The sequence below is a fragment of the Methanohalophilus sp. RSK genome (assembly GCF_003722075.1).
GTDB lineage: Archaea > Halobacteriota > Methanosarcinia > Methanosarcinales > Methanosarcinaceae > Methanohalophilus.
The window spans coordinates 192,337-211,438 of sequence record NZ_RDSK01000001.1 but is presented as its reverse complement, the minus strand read 5'-3'; the positions used below and the strand labels follow the sequence as shown (position 1 = coordinate 211,438).

Sequence of the window (19,102 nt, the reverse complement as noted above, 5' to 3'; positions counted from 1 at the left end):
CCAGGGGCTTCCTGCTTCATCCTTTGAACTCATGTTCACAAGTCCACAGGCTCTTCCCCTCGTTCCGAAGGTGCTTATGTTCCTATTAGATTTTGATCAATGAGAGCAAACTTTTTGATATTGATAGCGGCGTTAATATCCCTATCATGTTTTGTTTTACAGTCAGGACACGTCCATTCTCTATCTTTTAGTGTTAGTTCAGAGTTATGGAATCCACAGACGTTGCATACCTTTGAGGATGGTTCAAATTGTCCAATTCTTAACAGGGTTTTACCGTACCATTCGGCTTTATACTCTAACTTTGTTACGAAACTACTCCATGCAGAATCCCCTATAGCCTGTGCTAAGTGGTGGTTCTTGATCATACCTTTTACATTCAGAGTTTCAACAGCTAAAGCTTGGTTTTCGCTTATCAATCGTTTTGACAATTTGTGCTGGAAATCATTTCTCTGATTTGCGATTTTCTCATGAAGTTTTGCAAGTCTCTGTTTTGCTTTTCCCCTGTTTTTAGAGCCTTTTTGTTTTCGTGAAACCCTTTTCTGAAGGACTTTAAGCCTTTTGAGAGAGTTTTTAAGGCATTTTGGATTCTCGACTTTCTCTCCTGTGGAGAGGATGGCAAAGTCTTTAATCCCTACATCGATTCCTACTGTTGTTGATTCTGAAAACTCCTTTTTTTCTGGGAATTCTTTCTCATCATCTACAAGAATGCTAATGTAGTATCCTCCAGTCGCAGACCGTGAAACGGTTGCTGTTTTCAGAGTGCCTTCAAAGCTTCGATGTAGAACTGCTTCAACTTCTCCGATCTTAGGGAGCTTCACAATACCCTTTTTAAAATCTGCATAATAGTATTGAGGAACAGGGAAAGACTGGATAGGATTTTTCTTTGATTTGAAGTTTGGAAAACCGGTTTTCTCTCTGAAAAACCTTGTAAATGCAGATTCAAGGTTTCGAGTCATTCCCTGCAGTGATTGAGAATTTACTTCTTTTAACCATTCGTTTTCCTTTTTAAGAATGGTTATTTGTTTGTTAATGTCAAATTGAGAAATTGATTTACCAGTCTGCTCATATGTCTTGATCTTGAGGTTTAAAGCCCAGTTATAGACAAACCTACAAGCTCCGAAATGTTTTTCCAGTAAAATTATCTGGTCTTTGGTAGGTTTTAGTCTATATTTGTAAGCTTTTAACATCGTAAGTATTATATGATTTAAAGATTTATATACTTTTCTGTAAAAATGAAGTATGAACGTAAGAACCATTGTAAGCATCTATTGATGTACCACATCATTTTCGTGTGTAAATATAGACGAAAGGTACTTTCTGGTATCGATTCTGAGTTAAAGGAAGTTATTAAATTAATTTCCGAAAACTCAGATTTTGAAATTCTTGAAATGGAAACGGACAAAGATCATATCCATTTGCTTGTAAAGAGTGAACCTAAGATCAGTACCTTATCGATTGTTAGAAGACTGAAACAAGAAACTACCGTTGGAATGTGGAAAGAAAAAGGAGAGTATTTGAGTAAGTTTTACCGAAGAGAAAAGACGTTATGGAGTGATGGATATTTCGTTTCTTCTATAGGAAATGTTAGCAAAGAGGCAGCAGAATATTACATACGGAATCAGGGGTAAGTTGACGCTTATATCCCCTGGGCTAAAGACCCGAGGATTTTACGCTGCGTCCTATAACCTTTTAAAAAAAGCCCGCTGGCGACACCCATATAAGTTCCCTGTAAAAACAAAATATTATGAAAATCATTACTCTTACGACAGATTTCAAGGATCTCTATCCTGCCTCCATGAAAGCGGTTATCCTGGACATGTGCGAAGAACCGACATTCATCGACCTGACACATGATATAAAACAGGGAGACATATTATCTGCGGCTTTTGCCCTTTACACCACCACACACCTTTTCCCTGCCGGCACTATCCATATGGCAGTGGTGGATCCTGGGGTCGGCACCAGCAGAAAAGCCATTATTGTACGCACAGCAAATCATTACTTTGTCGGACCGGATAACGGACTGCTTATCCCTGCTGCCCGACGGATTGGGGATATTGAGGTTTTCGAGATTGTAGAAAAAGCCATGCTGGACAAGGTATCCAATACTTTCCATGGCAGGGATATATTCGCCCCTGCAGCCGGTTTGCTGGCATCCGGCCATGAAGCAGAGGACATAGGCCAGCCTTTAGAAACCTTTGAAAACCTTAGTTTCGGAGAAGCCAATGCAGCTGTGGATAAACTTTATGGAAAAGTGTTATACATCGACAGTTTTGGAAATGTAATAACAAATATTCCGGCAAAGATGCTGGAAACCTTTGCCAGACCTGCAGAAAAGTTAGTAGTAAAGGAAAATGTAGCGTCTTATTCCCCGACATATGGTAAAGTACAAAAGAATGAATTGCTGATCCTTACAGGCAGCCACGGCTTTCTGGAAATAGCTGTAAACGGTGGAAATGCTGCGCAAAGACTTGATATTACAGGACATTCTGAAATCCAGATAGAAAAATGATTACATCCATTCGTAATGACGCAATGCCTCCAGATTGTAATCATACAGTAAGCTGTTTTCAGCATAACCGAAGAAAAGGCATTTATCGCATTCATTCACGGTTTTTGCCATGGTTGCTTTACTTGCCTCCCAGGCATTTTCCACACCATGCCTGATATCAGCAAGCTGTTGGCGATGAACCCTGCATGTTTCAACCATACCATCACAACCCACATTCAGTATAATATCAGGAGCATGGCATTTGAAAGATGGTTTTCTGTTACGTACCATCTTGAGATAGGTGAGGGAATTAATAATCGGATAGCCCTGTGATTTCATCTCTATCAGTGAATCCAGAGCTCTGCGATATGCCTCACGGTCTTTTACCTCCATGTTATCCCATACATCATCCTTGATATTTTCAAATTCATACAGAGGTTCAAAAGATATCCTGGCACCAATCTCTGCTGCAAAGTACACAAGATCGGTTAGTTCATCCACGTTTTTAGAGCTTATAACACAATTCAACAGAACAGGACGTTCCATTATCTCAACACTTTTCTTGATCCCGGGAAGGATACGGGATACATCGATGCCCCTTATCTCCCTGTAACTTTCCAGCCCGTCTACTGAAATCGAAAGGAAATCAAGGTTTGAAAGATCAGGCAACCGTTTTTCCAGAAGTAGACCATTGGTTACCAGAGAAGTCATTATGCCTTTTGAATGGGCATGTTCCAGAATAGCAGGAAGGTCTTCCCGAAGCAAAGGTTCCGTTGTCCAGGCATTATAGACACCTATACCAAAATCTGCAGCCTCGTCAAGCATTTCAACAATCTCCCCAAATGTCATATCCGGTTTTTCTTCCTGCCAGTATTCACAGAAAGGGCATTGCATGTTACAACGGGAAGTTACACCGTGTGACAGAACATAGGGACGCCTACGTATTTTCATTTGCCATATCGGACGCAGGGTAGATACTATTGAGAAACGGGACATTGACCACAACCTTGTTGGTCAATACAGATAAAGTCGACTGTTTATTTTAAAAAAGTAAAAGGGTGTCCGCCGTAGCGGACAAAGTGAGGAAATTATCCAAAGAGTGCACCAAGACCGGCCATGCCGCTCTCTTCTGCTTCCTCTTCTTCCTCTTCTTCTTCAGCCTCAGCTGCCTCTTCTGTAGCTTCGGCAGGTGCTGCTGCTGGTGCTGCTGCAGGTGCTGCTGCAACTGCTGCAGTGCTCATAGCTTCTTCAATGTCTACATCTTCAAGAGCTGCAATGAGAGCTTTTGCACGTGCTTCGTCTACATCGGTACCTGCTGCCTCGAGGACAGCTTTTACTGCATCTTCAGTAACATCTTTTCCAGCGTTGTGGAGTAAAAGTGCTGCATATATATATTCCATTGTGAATCACCTGTAATTAATCTTAAATCTCATCCGAAAAGTGCTCCAAGACCGGCCATACCGCCCTCTTCTGCATCCTCTTCTTCCTCTTCTTCTACTTCTTCCTCAGCTGCTTCTTCAGCAGGCTGTTCCTCAGCTGTTGCAGCTGCACTTTGTGCTGCTGCACCCAGAACAGATTTGAGATCCTCATCCACTGCATCTTCATTGTTTGCAGATACAGCAGATGCGAGTGAAATCATCTGGGAATGTGCTTTTCCAAGCAGGGAATCCATGATCTCTGGTTCCAGTACTGTTGCATTGATACCAAGGTTCATTGCTTCGGAAGATGCCTTGGAGATCAAAGTGCTGATAGTAGCGGTTGTTGGATATGCTACATTGACTGCCAGATTGAATGCCTGTCTGGACGCTGCGGCAATATCGGAGAAGTATTTATCATTGTCAATTGCCAGTACATCGGGAGTAAAGATAGAACCATCTTCGAAAACTGCATGAAGGTCAAGTCCCACTTCTACAGGGAATATCTCAAGCCTTGCAAGCATTGAAGCAAGGTTCTGGGATACTACATTACCCTCTTCTGTAACAACCTTGTTTTCGCTGACTACAACTTTACCGCCATCGATGGATGCCGGGATTCCAGCACTCTGGAGGTCTCCGAGAATGGGGCCCGGCGGGAAACTGGTTGGACCTTTTTCCACCTTTATATCCTGGGGAGCAATAGCACCTGCCTTTATTGGAGAAGGGGTCTTGCTCTGCTCAAGCAACTTATAGAGCTTAAAAGGATTCTCATTGGTGAAAATTAGTGCACACTGTTGATTAAGATAATCAATCATTTCAGAACAATTTTTTGAGGAGCCTTCCAGTGCCCTGTTGACAAGAGTGTTCCTGGATACTTTGAGGACTGCCACATCTTTCAGGTCACGTCTCATAGCCTGGAGTTGTTTGGCCGGGATACCTCCCACACCTACAATACCAAACAATGGATATTTTTCTATGAGAGCCTTTATATCCTCTATTTCCTGTTTTTTCCATTGAGGGATATGTTCACTGTGGTGAAGCTCTTCTTCCATCATACCACCCTCAAAGATTTGCCCATTGTGGTTGTAACATATATGGACTTGAGATTCTGTTTCCCTTTATCAAGTACAGACTCAACCCTGTTCACAATGCTTTCAATGTTCTCTGCAATTCTTTCTGCATCCATGTCCCTTCTTCCCACTGCAACGTGGAAAGTGAGTTTATCCTTGGAACGAATACGAATAGAATTCTTAGAGGATCTAATCATGTCCGCCACGTTTTTATCTGGCGTAAGTGGGACAGGCATCTTACCTCTGGGACCGAGAATTGCACCAAGGGTTTTACCGATAAGTGGCATGTACTGCACTTCGGCAATGAAGAAATCACATTCATTAGCAATGGAACGTGCGCGACTTTTGTCATCTGCGAGGTCATTAATATCTTCCTCGGTGAAAACATAGTCACAGCCTGCTTCCTTTGCCTGAAGGCCTACTTCACCCTTTGCAAAAACAGCGATCTTAAGGTCCTTGCCAAGGCCATTGGGTAGATAAATTTCTTCATCTACACGATATTTGGGCTGGCTCATGTCAAGGTTTTTTAAATTGATGGCAAGATCCACACTTTCCGCAAAATTGCGCTGTGGGGATTCCTCAAATAACCTTTCGACTGTGTTTAATATAGATTCTTCTACCATACTGTACCTCCCGTAGTGATCATCAGCCGCAAAGGCCTCCTACGGAACGATCTATTGTCATCTATACGGGCTCACCAATATAGGACAATTATTTTTAAACCTATCGGTCAAATGGAATGCATGGGGTTACCATGCTTCAGAAGCAAGTGCTTCATCAAATTTACCTTCATCAATTGCCTTCTGGCAATCCTGAGGTTTCATTCCTTCACCGGTAATTCCCATTGGCACACAGGTACCGAGAACTTCCTTGATACCTGCTTTCATTTCATAAGAAAGAAGGTCATCCTTTTTCATACGGGCTATCCTGGCAAGCTGAGTGATACTGAGATTTCCTACAATTTCACTGTTGCCTTCTTCACCTGCACCTTTGCCTACACCGGCTTCCTGAAGGACAAGGGCGGCTGTTGGAGGAGTACCTACTTCGACCTCCACGCTTTTGTCATCACCCACAATGACCTTTACAGGAACCTGCATTCCATTGTAATCACTGGTCTTTTCATTTATAGTGTCAACAACTTCCTTAATGTTCACACCCAATGGTCCGAGCGCCGGACCCAGTGGTGGACCCGGATTCGCTTTACCGCCGGGAACCAATGCTTCAACAACACTTGACATTAAATCATCACCTTTTAATTTTGATTGAATAATTATTTTTAATTAGCTTTACTCCTCTTCTTTGCGGAGTATTCTCACTGTATCCCCACGAATAGTTATGGGGATAGGTACCACAGCATCGAAAAGCTCGACAGTGATTTCTTCATGACCTTCATCAACACGCTTGACACGTGCTTTTTCTCCCTTGAAAGGACCTGAAGTAACCTCTATGATCGCGCCTTCCGTGATTCCTGTGACCGTCGGTTTGGGAGTCAGGAAATGCATGATTTCTTCCATGCTGGATTGACCCTTCACAACAGCCCTTGCATGTGGAACTGTCTGTATAGCCTGTTCGACCTCACCTGAATTGGAAGATTCCGCAAGTACATAACCCTTAAGCTCATCCGGTGCAAGAAGAGCCCGTATATCCAGATTGTCCTTTTTGGCCACTTTGGCCAGCATTCCGGCAACTGAGCGTTCTTGATTTGCAGTCGTCTTTATCACGAATATAGCGCTATCTTCACTCATAGAGTTACACCCATGTCGGCAATTCGGTCAGCAATATATAGACCACAAAGCCAACAAAGCCGATTGCTACAATCCCTGCACCCGCAACTTTTGAGATCATGAGGAACTCTTCCCTAGCAGGCTTTCTGGAAAGTTTGAGCACCCTGTAATAGGACTTCAGGATCTGGCTGACACTGCGATTGTTCATTGCTGATTTTAATATGTTCTCTGCCAAAATATCCACAACCGATAAACGTTGAATAATTGGTATGGAAGTAGTTAGAGTAAAATTATGCTATAAAACTATAGCGCCACTCACATAACCTTATATATAAAATATCTTTCGACTGGAGGAATATAATATCCAAAATAGAAAATGCAGGAAATTATCCCACAAAGTCTATTCCATATCTCCTTGTAACGTTCTTTGCTCCGCCAGGGCCATATATTTGCGGTGATTTGACACCTGTCACAACTATCATTGTGCGCACAGTATGTTCCAGATCCGGATCGACCTGTGCACCCCATATGAGTCTTGCGCCGGGATCTATCCGGCTGTATACTTCCTGAACTACTCCTTCTGCTTCTGAAACAGTCATATCCTGACCACCGACAACATTGACAAGTGCAGATGTTGCACCGGAGATATCCACATCAAGAAGTGGACTGCGTAATGCTTTCTGTACGGATTCACTGGCCTTACTATCACCATCAGCCTCACCCAGACCGATCATTGCAACGCCACCGTTCTGCATAACAGTACGTACATCGGCAAAGTCAAGGTTAACAAGACCGGGTTTAGTTATCAGTTCGGTAATTCCCTTTACAGCCCTCATCAGCACTTCATCCGAAACCTTGAATGCGGCCTGCAAAGGCAAACGGGGCACTACTTCCAGAAGTTTGTCATTGGGTACTACAATTACAGTATCTGCAACATCCCTGAGTCTTTCCAGTCCTGCTTCAGCATTGGTACGGCGCACCTCTCCCTCTACTGCAAAAGGCAGAGTTACAACAGCGATAGTAAGGGCACCTGCATCCCTGGCAGCCTCTGCGACAACGGCTGCGGAACCGGTTCCGGTGCCTCCACCAAGTCCTGCCGTGATGAATACCATGTCGGTCCCATCGACCACTTCAGTAAGTTCATCAATACTTTCAAGTGCAGCATCCTCTCCAATTTGAGGGAGACTGCCAGCACCCAGACCACGGGTCTTTTTCTTGCCGATCAGTATCTTATTATCACAACTAACATTCAGAAGGTGCTGGGCATCAGTATTGAGGGCTACAAGTTGTGCTCCCTTAATTCCCTCATTTGTCATCCTCTGGACGCTGTTAGAACCTCCTCCGCCACATCCAATAACTTTAATATTGGTATGCATACCTTTCAAAACTGCTTCGATCTCCGCATTGACATCCTTCGGTCCCGATGCTTCGGCACTTCCTTGTCTTTCGTCTGCTGAGCGAGCTAATGCCTCTTCAACAATGGATTTCATACTCAATTTCCTCCACGAGCACAAAGATAATCATGAATTCAACGAATCATATTTTTCAGGACAAGATCTTTTGTAATTGTCTCATGAACCATATCCGGATGGATAATATTTCCATCAACCTCAACAGGAATTCCCCTGGCAAGTTTACCAAACAGAGGTCCTCCGGGAACGCCTATACTCTCCGCTTTTATCGGATTGAACTTCCGGTAGGTAAGATACAATATATTGTCCTCTCTAATATACTCAATTTCATAATGTTCTTTTAGTATTTTAATGCATTCATCTATAATCTGAGTCTGCAAGTCTTCTGCATCTTTCTTTTCAAATAACAGGAAAGAGCCCCTATAAGTCCCGTTGTCCCTCTGCAGATATACAAGCGGAAATTTCTGCAGCATATCCAGGAAACTGTCCGGGTTACTCTTCCAGGTATAGTGGACCAATCTCTCATCTATGACCATTTCAACTGGATCCGGGACAACATCAGGTGAAGAATGTTCCAGATCTTTTCTGAGAATATCTGTAAATAACGGTGGTGTAGTGGATTCTATATCCCTGGACTGCACCAGGATATTCTTGAAAATAGCCCAGGGGATATTTCCAATCTGCTGAATATCATTCTCCCTCAAAACCAGCAGCCCATTTTTCCGGGCAAGATCATGCAGATGCTCTTTGTCAGAAGATGAAATGGCTTTCCTGTCCATATAAACAAAATCTGCACCCGACCTATCTACTGCCCGGCTAAAAAGGGATTCATCAACAAATTCCAGCTGGTAGGAAGGAATATTATGGCCAAAGGTCACATTATTGCTAAGAACTATCTCTGATTGCCTGGCTGCATAATGCCCACCCCCAAATCCCAGAGCTATTGGCAATTTACGGGGATTGAAGGTAAGTATAGCCCGGGCGAGTACTTCTGCAGCCCTTTTGTCATCCCACTGCGCGGGACCACTGCCAATCTCTGCATAGATGGAAGGAATTTGCAGGTCTGTAGGCCCGTGATGTGTGGATTCCATAGACACATCATAATCCATTCCTGCAGAAAAGGACTGTATCTGCATCAGTAAAGGTTTCAGGGCAGAGGAATAAGCAATTGAAAGTTTTCCGGGATAGCCACCGAATTTTGCCTCCGAAGGATTGCCTGTAAAGTGGGCGGTAAGAAGTTTACGGCCATCATCACTTTTATGTTTGGAAGCAAAAATGAAGCATGAAGGAAGAAATCCAAACTGGCCCAGCTTGTCGTCCAGGCCGTCCTGAAAGATATGGTGGATGGAAACTTCCACAAGCAGGAACTTTCCGGATTCATATATATTGGTTATATCCTCATAAAGAGGCTCAAAGGATTGCTTTTCCCATTCCTCCATTTCCAGAAGATGGGACATTATATTCATACTCGCAGCATCCACACTGGAGCATACAATCGTTGGTTTTGGATTTGACATTTGTGACATGATAACAGACCATTTTTAATTTACTTTCAAGCCGTCCTTATATCTTACCTTTTTGCCAGTCGGTTCTTTTTCAGGTCAAACACCCATCTACTGACACCACGTGCCACGTTCCCGCATCTTCGCAGACCAATTATTTCGTAACCTGCGTCCTGAAAGGCTTGTTTTGATTTTTCGATATCCTCTGCTACCTGAAAAGTATAGAAATGCATCATACCTCCCTCTTTCAAAAGAGGGGAGAGTAAAGAAAAGAAATGATCCTGCCCATAGGGAGTAGGAACTATGAGTCTGTCAAACTTCATGTCAAGAATAACCGGAATATCCCCGGCATCCGCATTTATGGGATAGATATGCCCCTTAAAGTTATTCAACCGTATATTCTCGGCCAGCCAGTGACATGCATGCCGGTTCTTTTCGATACAAAAAACACGTACATCCCTTATAGCAGCAGGGATTGCAAACGGGCCCACCCCACAAAAGGGAACCAGTACATCTTCCCCGGGAAGAACCAGGGATGTTACCCTGTGTCTCTCATAACCCAGCCGGGGATTAAAAAATACTTCCGAGAGGTCCAAACGATAGCGATATTTGAATTCCCCGTGTGTAGTTACAGTACTGCCACCCAGTAAATTTTCAAAATCTGAGACACGATGATCGCCTTTGACCCGACTTATTTTGTTAAGAACAGTCCGGATATTACCTCTCATGGATACAACCTTTGTTGCAATCATTTCAGAATAATCCCGCAGCTCAGGAGGGATACTTACAATTGCAATGTCACCGACCACATCGAATCGATTAGGGACATATTCAATCAGGTCTGCAGGGAGTTCCTTTTCCACGAGAGTTTTGAGACTGTTTTTACTCATGCTTTCACTTGGTTATCAAACGATGATTACATATTTAAATCAATTAATCCAATATTGCCAGGAGGAGTGGATTTAATATGCCAGTTGCAAAATACAAAGGAGTCGTACTTGCAGATAGTAATGCTACCGAGAGAGTGGAAGGAAATCATTATTTCCCACCGGAATCGGTCAATATAGAATTTTTCAAAGACAGTGATACAGTAACTGTCTGCCCCTGGAAAGGCAAAGCCAGTTATTATGATATTGTTCTCGAAGACAGCACACTGAAGGATGGTGCGTGGTATTACCCGCAACCAAAACCTGCAGCATCAAACATTAAAGGCTACCTGGCCTTTGATACAAGAGGCGGAGTGGAAATCACCGACTGATTCAAACATTTTGTATCCCTGATTATGAAATTCTCGCCTGTTTGTTTAGAAGGCTTTCAGGGATCGGATATGCATGAATTCATAGAAGCCAAAATCAGACAGCTCCCTGCCGACCCCGCTTTGCTTCATACCCCCAAAGGGCATGCATGCTTCCGGTTTGAAGAAACCGTTTATCCCGACAACTCCTGCCTGAATCCTTTTTCCAATTTCCAGCAGATGAGCTGAATCACCACCCCAGATACTTGCACCCAGCCCATAGGGAGTGGCGTTTGCGACCTTTATCGCTTCAGCCTCATCTTTCACAGAGATCAGAGGAGCAAGGGGGCCGAACGTTTCCTGACGCATTACATCCATATTATCAGTAATTCCGGAAAGCACAACCGGATAATAGAAAAATCCCGCACCCTCAACCAGTCCGCCTTCAAGTTCAACCTTTGCACCTTTTTCAATGGAGTCTGCCACCTGAGAGCCCAATCTGTGCATTTCTTCTGCCCGGACAAGTGGACCAATGTCTGTGTCCTCTTCCAGCGGATCACCAACCTTCATACTACACGTGTGCTCAATGAAGTGTCCTTTAAATTCCTCCATCAAAGACTCTTCCACGATAAAACGCTTGGCAGCAATACAGGTTTGACCGGTATTGATAAATCTCGCAGCAACCGCTGCCTTTGCAGCCTTTTGTACGTCAGCTCCTTCAAGGACAACGAAAGGATCACTACCTCCGAGTTCAAGCACGTATTTTTTCAGGAATGAAGCCGCCTCCACAGCAACCCGGCGTCCGGCTTCAGTTCCTCCCGTAAAGGACACAGCGGCGATCTTGTCGGATGAGATCAGGGATGAAGCTGTCTTGCCATCAATCAGGAGAGTTTGGAATACACCTGCCGGCAATCCGGCCTGCTGCATTATTTCTTCGATTTTCAGGGCACATGCCGGTACACTGGATGAATGTTTGAGCAGGATAGTATTGCCACCGGCCAGAATATGGGAAGCCGCACTGAGCACCTGCCAGAAAGGAAAATTCCAGGGTTTTATGCACAGAACCGGCCCCATCGGTTCAAAGAATACACTGGAATAGGTTGCATCGGTATCTTCCCCACGTGGCTCCATAAGGGAAGGTGTCCTGTCAGCATAGTAATCAAATGTCAGGGCACATTTGGCAATCTCACCCAGCGACTGTTTGATGGGTTTTCCCATCTCCCGGGTGATCAGTTCTGCACACTCCTGCTTGCGCTGGCGCAAAACCTTCGCAACCTGCCGCAGATAATCACACCGCACATCAACATCCAGGGATTTCCACTCCAGAAATACCTGATATGAATTTTCAAGGATGTCCCTGACATCTTCCGCCCTGTGCATCGGGAAGGATTCCACCAGCTCCCCGGTCGATGGATTGATTGATTCCATGGATGGCATGCAGGAAAGTATGTATTTGCAATATAAGGAATTTTGCCAGCCTTTAGTTCTTCTTGTTATTTATATCACAGTACCTTCTGCTGGCTTCTGAGCCCAGACTGCGCCGGTAATCCGATCGGACCTGCTTTCTGGAAGTCCTGACCATCAATTCTTCCACATCCTCTTCAGAAAGGCATTCTTCAGTATCATTGTTGCTATTCGGTGCATCGGACATGATTGCTTCGATTTGATCCTGTGAAATATTATAGTTTTTGGAGGATCTTTGATAAAATACTATAACTGTATCTGGTTACAATACCTATAAATCCTTCCACATCCCATCCAAATAGCTATGCAGCAGTTACTCGACACGGCTGAAAAGATCCGTACAATGGAGATTCGCGGCGCAGGCAGGATTGCCGCTGCAGCTGCCCGGGCATTGCGAGATTATGTGGAAATGCTGGAAACCTCGTCCTTTGAAGAATTTGTAGCGAAAGTCGAAAAAGCCAAATCCACTCTTATCGAAACCCGACCCACAGCTGTCTCCCTGCCCAATGCGGTAATGCTGGCGGGCAGTTATGATGCAGAAACTGTGGAAGAGGCACGCAGCCAGATCCTGGATAATGCCACAGAATTTATCCAAAATGCCGATACCGCCCTTGATAACATAGGGGAGATCGGTGCAAAACGCCTCCGTGACGGAGATACCGTCATGACCCACTGCAATTCCCACGCAGCTATTGCAATCATAAAAACCGCACACAAGCAGGGAAAGAAAATAAAAGTTTATGCAACCGAATCCCGCCCCCGCAGACAGGGATTCATCACAATAAAAGAGCTCAGTGACGCCGGAATTGATACAACCCTCATCGTAGATTCCGCAGTGCGATATACAATGAAAAATGTGGACACTGTCATAGTGGGTGCAGATTCAATTACCGTAAATGGTGCTCTTGTTAATAAGATCGGTACATCCCAGCTGGCCCTGGCAGCCCATGAAGCCCGTGTCAATATCATATCCGCAGCCGAGACCTACAAATTCAGCCCTTCTACCCTTTTTGGCGACCTGGTGGAAATCGAGGAACGTGACCCTGAAGAAGTCATTTCCAAAGACAAACTTGGCGATATGCCAGATGTAAAAATAAGCAATCCTGCCTTTGATGTCACACCATCAGAATACATTGACCTGATCGTGACCGAAGCGGGAGCATTTCCCCCGCAGATGGCTTATGTGATAATAAAAGAACACCTGGGCTGGAAACTGGAAAAAATGGGATAAATCAATCCCGTTTTCCCACAGCAGCCAGATAAACCACGAAATGTTTGTCCCCGTCAAGGCCAAGCAGGGAATTCAGTTCATCATCCATGAAATTTCTGCCTGCTCCTGTCATCCAATACACCTTCAATATGCAAGTTTGCCAAAGGGAGATTTCTCATAGTAATTCACAAAATGCTCGATCATGTTATCATTCTGTACTTCCGAGCCAAATAACAGGTTTGTGATTGAGGGTTTGTTCACATAGTAGATAGAGGGTTCTCCTTCAATTCCCCCCATATCAGCGGCCCTATCGATAGCATCATACAAATTACCGTACTCATCTATAAGCCCGATACGTTTGGCAGAGACACCCGTGTAGATACGTCCGTCTGCTATATCCTTCACTTCACTGACCGTCATATTGCGCCCCTGGGCCACATCCTGTACGAAAAGATTGTAATTTTGCATTATTACACGATCTGCATATTCTTTCTCTTCGTCGGTCAAACCGCGCCATGTTCCGCCCATATCCTTGAAATCACCTGATTTAGCGACATAATGATCGATGCCTTCTTCCTCGTAATAAGCAGACTTATTACGGAAAGTCCAGATTACCCCTATACTGCCTGTCATGGTATTTCGGTTTGCAACTATCAGATCGGTACTGGAAGATACATGATAGGCAGCACTGGCAGCCATATCTCCCATGGAAGTTACAACCGGCACACCTGCCTGCTGGGCTTTTCTTATTTCCGTATTGATTTCTTCTGATGCAGCACCAGATCCTCCGCCACTGTTGATCCGCAACACAATGGCTTTTACACTATTGTCATCAACTGCCTTCCGGATACTGGAAGAGATATCCTCGGATGTAGCATACCCCAGTCCGGAAGGGACACTACCGGTCAGCATTGTACCCTGAATATAGATTACAGCTACCCTCTCATTGGCAGGGTAAAAATCCCCTCCAGCTGAATAATAGATTATTGCAAAACTCGAACCGATTATCAAAAACAAGACCGCAATAAGGGCGGCATACTTACCAAAGTTACTTTTTTTTTCAGGCGGTGTATGGGGAACATCCATCCGACCTTTACCGGATTCATCGGGAGGGGACAAAGGAGGCGAACCGGATACAGGCTCTTCCTGCATTGGCTCTTCATACGGCTCGTCTTCCAATTCCGTATAAAGGGATTTATCGCTGCCTGCAAGAAACCGCTCATTGCCCGATGAATTTTCGCCCTCATCATTATTGGTGGGATCGTTTTCGTTCATTGTTTTCCTCGATATAAAAGCAAATATTCCCCTGAATATTCAAATACCTTCTGACAGACCTAACTTTCCTTAAGACAAGAAGCGAAATGTATTTTATAATTGTCACCTATCCATTGCAAACACATTATTACAATTAATATTGATACAGACGGAGAAATAACATGTCACGCTTTTCACCCGATAAACCCATACTTGTGACCTGTGGATTACCCTATGCCAACGGAATGGCCCACATCGGTCACCTAAGGACCTATATTCCTGCAGACATATTTGTACGCTCATTAAAAAAAATGGGCCATGAGGTTACATTTGTTTGTGGTTCGGATACACACGGAACCCCTATCGTATTCAATGCTGAGGAGCAGAATACTACCCCTCAGGCACTGATCAAGAAATACCACACCCATTTTGATGAAACATTCAAGTCAATGGGTATCGAATTCGATGCCTTCGGTACAACCGATGACCCAACAAACCATAACCGCACTCATGACATAGTGAACCGTTTGATCGAAAATGATTACGTATACCCCAAAACTATAGAGATTGCATATTGCGCCGGATGTAATCGATTCCTCCCCGACAGGTATGTGGAAGGAGAATGCCCCCACTGCGCAGAAAGTGCCCGGGGTGACGAGTGTGATCAGGGATGTGGAAAACACCTGGAACCCGGAGAACTCAAAAATCCCGTCTGTACCATCTGTGGCGGGGTTGCCGAGTATAAGGAACAGGAACACTTCTTCTTCAAATTATCCCAGTTCAATGATTATTTGCTTGAATACCTTGACAAACTTGACGGTACATCCAATGCCCGCAACTACGCATTAGGATGGGTAAAACAGGGACTTGATGACTGGTGTATTACCCGCAATCTCGAATGGGGTGTCAAGTTCCCGGGGCGTGATGACCTGGTCGTCTATGTATGGGTGGATGCACCCATAGGGTATATCGCCTTCACCGAAGAATGGGCAAACGCAACCGGTGACAGCTGGGAAAAATACTGGAAGGATGATGGTGAAATAGTACATTTTATCGGTGGAGACATAATCTACCATCACTGTATATTCCTGCCTGCCATGCTCAAAGGTGCTGACTACTCACCCGCCTCATCTGTGGTAGCATCGGGTATGGTAAAGATAGAGAACAAAACTTTCTCAAAAAGCCGTGGTTACGTTGTATGGGTCGGTGATGACTACATGGACCAAGGTTTCCACCAGGACCTGTTGCGTTATTATCTGGCAAGTTACACATCCCATACCAAAGAACTCAATTTCTCCTGGAAGGTATTCCAGGAAAAAACCAATACCGAACTTGTAGGAGTCTTCGGCAATTTCCTCTACCGCACATTGCTCTTTGCCTACAAGAACTTCAAGGCCGTTCCGGAAGGAAAACTGGATGATGAAGTCATGGAAACCATCCAGAATACCATTGATGAGGCAAGTGAGGCAATGGAAAAGTATGAGTTCAAAAAATATGCAGACAGCGTGATGACCCTTGCGTCCTATGGAAATATCTATTTCCAGTCCAGAGAACCCTGGAAGCTGATAAAGGAAGACAAAGAGGAGTGTGGCCGCGTACTCAAAAACTGTATGCAGATCGGCAAAGCCCTTACTCTGCTTTATGAACCCCTGATCCCTGAAAAGGCCGGAAATGCCTGGAAACAGCTCGGTATGCAAAGCGATGTACACACAGCACTCTACAGCCAGGGTACAGTGCCTGTTGAATCGGGTGCACCCCTTAACAAACCCTCCCTCCTCTTCAAGAAAATAGAAGATGAAACCATCGAAAAGATGGAAGCCATTGCATCACAGCGGGTCAAAGAAGCCAATGAAAAACAAAACCGCAAGAAAGGAGAACAAATAATGACAGATAACGAAGAAATCACCTTCGAAGATTTCGGTAAACTCGATATGCGTGTAGGCACCATTGTCGAAGCTGAAAAGGTTGAAAAGGCTGACAAATTACTCAGGCTGGAAATTGATATCGGAGAAGAAACGCCACGCCAGATAGTTGCCGGAATTGCCCTGACCCATAGCCCCGAAGAAGTAAAGGGCAGACAGGTAATCGTACTGGCCAATCTCAAACCCGCCAAACTCTGCGGCGTCAAATCTTTCGGTATGGTGCTTGCCGGAGTGAACGAAGACGGCGGTGCAATTTTGCTTTCCCCTGAAAAAGAAGCAAAGAATGGAACCCAGATTGGATGATGGAGTTTACTCCATCACCAGTTCCAGATAGGATTTACGGATGGAATCTTCCGGTTTCAGGCCGAATTTTTCCATCATCGCAAAAATGCGTTTTTTACTTTCTTCCATATCAGCATCCGATATAATCTCAAACTCGATGAACTGACCCAGAGAATCCACCTCGTCCAGACACAGGGCGATGTCACCTATTTTGAAAACATCCCTCACCTTCTGGACCCTGGCAGTTTCTTTGAAACCAAGTCTTTCCAGAATCTGTATCATGGCTTCGGCTTCAACATGAGTCTGTATTTCCTCACGACTTTTGGTGGTATCATCGAGTTTTTTACCCTTGTAGGTCAGGAACTGCCTGTCATTAACAGAACGTATACGCAAAGCTTCGTCCGTTTCTGCAAAATCCCGGTGCGGAGCATTGTAGTAAATATCAAAATGCTCCTCTGTCTCCAGGAATTTTGCATCAAGCCCCTCAAGAACTCCACGGGCATGAGACAGGTCGATACGGGATTTTACTTCTACCTCAAGCATCTCATCACGCCGGTGTGAATTTAGTACCGTAATGGAGCATACCTTTATCCCCGCTTTCACCGAGTTTGCGGAACACAGGCCTTACCTTCATACCGATGTTCACATCCTCTGGTTGTGCTATTATCTGGGATGTAAGACGTGGACCTTCTTCCAGTTTCACAATACCCAGCACATAGGGTGTCTGGTGTTCAAACCCTTCTACTGCTGAATGAATAATCGTATAGGTTACAAGTTCACCTTTGCCGCTGAACTTGTATTCTTCCATCTCCCCGTTCCTTCTGCAAAAAGGACAGGTAGTCCTCGGGGGATAATAGTATTCATCACAGTTTCTACAATGGTTACCTACGAGATTATATCTCTGTACCTGCTGTCTCCAGAATCTTGCAACAGACATCTAGAATCACCTCTCCCTGCCTAATATATGTACAAGTGCAGTCGCCCCGGACCCTCCTACATTATGGGCCAGTCCGATCTTTGCACCCTCTACCTGTCTTTTCCCTGCCTCTCCACGCAGCTGGTTGACAATTTCTGCAGCCTGTTTGATGCCTGTAGCACCCACCGGATGACCACATGCTTTCAAGCCGCCTGAAGTGTTTACAGGGATTTTGCCGCCAATAGCTGTATTGCCTTCTTCAACGAACCTGCCACCCTGTCCTTTCCCTACGAATCCAAGATCTTCGATGGCGCATATTTCTGCAATGGTGAAACAATCATGCACTTCTGCCACATCGATATCATCCGGCCCGATTCCTGCCATTTCATAAGCTCGTTTTGCAGCATAGACACTAGCATCAAGAGTGGTAATGTCCCGGCGGTCATGCAGGGCAATAGTGTCACTTGCCTGTCCGGACCCTTTTATATATATCGGAGTTTCGGTGTATTTGTGGGCTTCTTCGGCAGGAGCCAGCACAAGAGCGGCTGCTCCGTCAGTAATCGGAGAGCAATCAAAGATGTGTAAGGGGTCGGCGACCATTATGGAATTAAGCACTTTATCCACTGTGATATTATTCCTGTACTGGGCGATTGGATTATTGGTACCATTCTGATGATTTTTCACAGCAACCTGTGCAAGCTGTTCACTGGTTGTTCCATATTGCTGCATATGCATGCGGGCTATCATGGCATACAAACCGGGGAAGGTGGCACCCATCATGCCCTCCCACTCCCGGTCAGCTGCTGCCGCAAGGGCTGAAGAAGCACCAACTGCAGAAACGTCTGTCATTTTTTCAACGCCTGCAGCTACCACTATATCATTGTAACCAGATGCAACGGACTGTATTCCCTGCCTGAAGGCCAGTCCCCCTGAAGCACAGGCGGCCTCCACACGGGTGGAAGGTACATGCAAACCGGCTGCCAGGCCGGAATAATCAGCGATCAGGGCACCGATGTGTTCCTGTTCAATAAACTGTCCGCCGCTCATATTACCGACAAACATACTGTCGATACTTTCTCCACCAACTTCGGCATCCTCAAGAGCTCCGACTCCGGCCTCAACAACTATATCACGGAAAGAGCGCTCCCACATCTCACCAAATTTGGTAGTATAACTTCCGATAATTGCAACGTCTCTCATTTTTAT

General features: G+C 44.8%; 22 protein-coding genes. 5 read left to right on the top strand and 17 right to left on the bottom strand.

Annotation, left to right across the window (positions count from 1 at the left end):
- Window positions 1-74 precede the first annotated feature (74 nt).
- The gene (gene tnpB, locus EFE42_RS01125; RefSeq protein WP_123135498.1) at window positions 75-1,187 is read right to left on the bottom strand and encodes an IS200/IS605 family element RNA-guided endonuclease TnpB; all 1,113 of its coding nucleotides are present in this window, start codon (window positions 1,185-1,187) and stop codon (window positions 75-77) included.
- A 45-nt stretch (window positions 1,188-1,232) separates the two neighbouring features.
- Here tnpB and tnpA point away from each other — a divergent pair, with 45 nt between their 5' ends.
- Both tnpA and EFE42_RS01115 read left to right on the top strand, forming a co-directional pair.
- The gene (gene tnpA / locus EFE42_RS01120) at window positions 1,233-1,628 is read left to right on the top strand and encodes an IS200/IS605 family transposase (RefSeq protein WP_123135497.1); all 396 of its coding nucleotides are present in this window, start codon (window positions 1,233-1,235) and stop codon (window positions 1,626-1,628) included.
- Between the two features lie 116 nt (window positions 1,629-1,744).
- Window positions 1,745-2,512, top strand: a complete 768-nt coding sequence (locus EFE42_RS01115; protein WP_123135496.1) for an S-adenosyl-l-methionine hydroxide adenosyltransferase family protein — start codon at window positions 1,745-1,747, stop codon at window positions 2,510-2,512.
- Here the strand turns inward: EFE42_RS01115 and EFE42_RS01110 are convergent, their stop codons facing one another.
- From EFE42_RS01110 to EFE42_RS01065, 10 genes are all read right to left on the bottom strand, one after another.
- Complete coding sequence (locus EFE42_RS01110) at window positions 2,513-3,487, bottom strand: radical SAM protein (protein WP_123135495.1); 975 nt, start codon at window positions 3,485-3,487, stop codon at window positions 2,513-2,515. It lies immediately after the preceding gene.
- Window positions 3,488-3,579: 92 nt separating this feature from the next.
- Window positions 3,580-3,891, bottom strand: coding sequence for a 50S ribosomal protein P1 (gene rpl12p / locus EFE42_RS01105; RefSeq protein WP_123135494.1), 312 nt, complete (start codon window positions 3,889-3,891; stop codon window positions 3,580-3,582).
- A 29-nt stretch (window positions 3,892-3,920) separates the two neighbouring features.
- Window positions 3,921-4,958, bottom strand: a complete 1,038-nt coding sequence (locus EFE42_RS01100) for a 50S ribosomal protein L10 (protein WP_123135612.1) — start codon at window positions 4,956-4,958, stop codon at window positions 3,921-3,923.
- Complete coding sequence (locus EFE42_RS01095; protein WP_072358595.1) at window positions 4,958-5,599, bottom strand: 50S ribosomal protein L1; 642 nt, start codon at window positions 5,597-5,599, stop codon at window positions 4,958-4,960. Before EFE42_RS01095 ends, EFE42_RS01100 begins: the two co-directional genes overlap by 1 nt.
- A gap of 126 nt (window positions 5,600-5,725) precedes the next feature.
- Window positions 5,726-6,214 (bottom strand): 50S ribosomal protein L11, encoded by a 489-nt coding sequence (locus EFE42_RS01090; protein ID WP_123135493.1) that lies wholly within the window; start codon window positions 6,212-6,214, stop codon window positions 5,726-5,728.
- Window positions 6,215-6,262: 48 nt separating this feature from the next.
- Entirely contained in the window at window positions 6,263-6,721 is a 459-nt protein-coding gene (locus EFE42_RS01085; RefSeq protein WP_123135492.1) for a transcription elongation factor Spt5, read from the bottom strand.
- Between the two features lie 4 nt (window positions 6,722-6,725).
- The gene (locus EFE42_RS01080; protein WP_370448644.1) at window positions 6,726-6,923 is read right to left on the bottom strand and encodes a protein translocase SEC61 complex subunit gamma; all 198 of its coding nucleotides are present in this window, start codon (window positions 6,921-6,923) and stop codon (window positions 6,726-6,728) included.
- A gap of 163 nt (window positions 6,924-7,086) precedes the next feature.
- Window positions 7,087-8,190 carry a cell division protein FtsZ gene (gene ftsZ, locus EFE42_RS01075; RefSeq protein WP_123135491.1) on the bottom strand — a complete coding sequence of 368 codons (1,104 nt, stop codon included), beginning with the start codon at window positions 8,188-8,190 and terminating at the stop codon, window positions 7,087-7,089.
- A gap of 38 nt (window positions 8,191-8,228) precedes the next feature.
- Window positions 8,229-9,638 (bottom strand): D-aminoacyl-tRNA deacylase, encoded by a 1,410-nt coding sequence (locus EFE42_RS01070; protein WP_123135490.1) that lies wholly within the window; start codon window positions 9,636-9,638, stop codon window positions 8,229-8,231.
- 44 nt (window positions 9,639-9,682) lie between these two features.
- Window positions 9,683-10,504 carry a class I SAM-dependent methyltransferase family protein gene (locus EFE42_RS01065; protein ID WP_123135489.1) on the bottom strand — a complete coding sequence of 274 codons (822 nt, stop codon included), beginning with the start codon at window positions 10,502-10,504 and terminating at the stop codon, window positions 9,683-9,685.
- Window positions 10,505-10,581: 77 nt separating this feature from the next.
- Here EFE42_RS01065 and EFE42_RS01060 point away from each other — a divergent pair, with 77 nt between their 5' ends.
- Window positions 10,582-10,872 (top strand): DUF427 domain-containing protein, encoded by a 291-nt coding sequence (locus tag EFE42_RS01060; protein ID WP_123135488.1) that lies wholly within the window; start codon window positions 10,582-10,584, stop codon window positions 10,870-10,872.
- Between the two features lie 45 nt (window positions 10,873-10,917).
- Here the strand turns inward: EFE42_RS01060 and EFE42_RS01055 are convergent, their stop codons facing one another.
- Both EFE42_RS01055 and EFE42_RS10430 read right to left on the bottom strand, forming a co-directional pair.
- Window positions 10,918-12,276, bottom strand: coding sequence for an aldehyde dehydrogenase family protein (locus tag EFE42_RS01055; RefSeq protein WP_370448641.1), 1,359 nt, complete (start codon window positions 12,274-12,276; stop codon window positions 10,918-10,920).
- A 52-nt stretch (window positions 12,277-12,328) separates the two neighbouring features.
- The gene (locus EFE42_RS10430) at window positions 12,329-12,499 is read right to left on the bottom strand and encodes a hypothetical protein (protein WP_158599157.1); all 171 of its coding nucleotides are present in this window, start codon (window positions 12,497-12,499) and stop codon (window positions 12,329-12,331) included.
- Window positions 12,500-12,616: 117 nt separating this feature from the next.
- Between EFE42_RS10430 and EFE42_RS01050 the strand changes: the two genes are divergently transcribed.
- Window positions 12,617-13,543 carry a ribose 1,5-bisphosphate isomerase gene (locus EFE42_RS01050; protein WP_123135486.1) on the top strand — a complete coding sequence of 309 codons (927 nt, stop codon included), beginning with the start codon at window positions 12,617-12,619 and terminating at the stop codon, window positions 13,541-13,543.
- Window positions 13,544-13,666: 123 nt separating this feature from the next.
- Here EFE42_RS01050 and sppA read toward each other — a convergent pair whose 3' ends face one another.
- Window positions 13,667-14,797, bottom strand: coding sequence for a signal peptide peptidase SppA (gene sppA / locus EFE42_RS01040; protein WP_123135485.1), 1,131 nt, complete (start codon window positions 14,795-14,797; stop codon window positions 13,667-13,669).
- Window positions 14,798-14,958: 161 nt separating this feature from the next.
- Here sppA and metG point away from each other — a divergent pair, with 161 nt between their 5' ends.
- The gene (metG, locus tag EFE42_RS01035; RefSeq protein WP_123135484.1) at window positions 14,959-17,001 is read left to right on the top strand and encodes a methionine--tRNA ligase; all 2,043 of its coding nucleotides are present in this window, start codon (window positions 14,959-14,961) and stop codon (window positions 16,999-17,001) included.
- 6 nt (window positions 17,002-17,007) lie between these two features.
- Here the strand turns inward: metG and cyaB are convergent, their stop codons facing one another.
- From cyaB to EFE42_RS01020, 3 genes are read right to left on the bottom strand one after another with little or no spacing between them, the layout of a single operon-like run.
- On the bottom strand, window positions 17,008-17,523 hold the full coding sequence (gene cyaB / locus EFE42_RS01030; RefSeq protein ID WP_123135483.1) for a class IV adenylate cyclase: 516 nt from the start codon (window positions 17,521-17,523) through the stop codon (window positions 17,008-17,010).
- Between the two features lie 4 nt (window positions 17,524-17,527).
- Window positions 17,528-17,917 (bottom strand): Zn-ribbon domain-containing OB-fold protein, encoded by a 390-nt coding sequence (locus tag EFE42_RS01025; protein WP_123135482.1) that lies wholly within the window; start codon window positions 17,915-17,917, stop codon window positions 17,528-17,530.
- Window positions 17,918-17,923: 6 nt separating this feature from the next.
- The gene (locus tag EFE42_RS01020; protein WP_123135481.1) at window positions 17,924-19,096 is read right to left on the bottom strand and encodes a thiolase domain-containing protein; all 1,173 of its coding nucleotides are present in this window, start codon (window positions 19,094-19,096) and stop codon (window positions 17,924-17,926) included.
- Window positions 19,097-19,102: the final 6 nt, after the last annotated feature.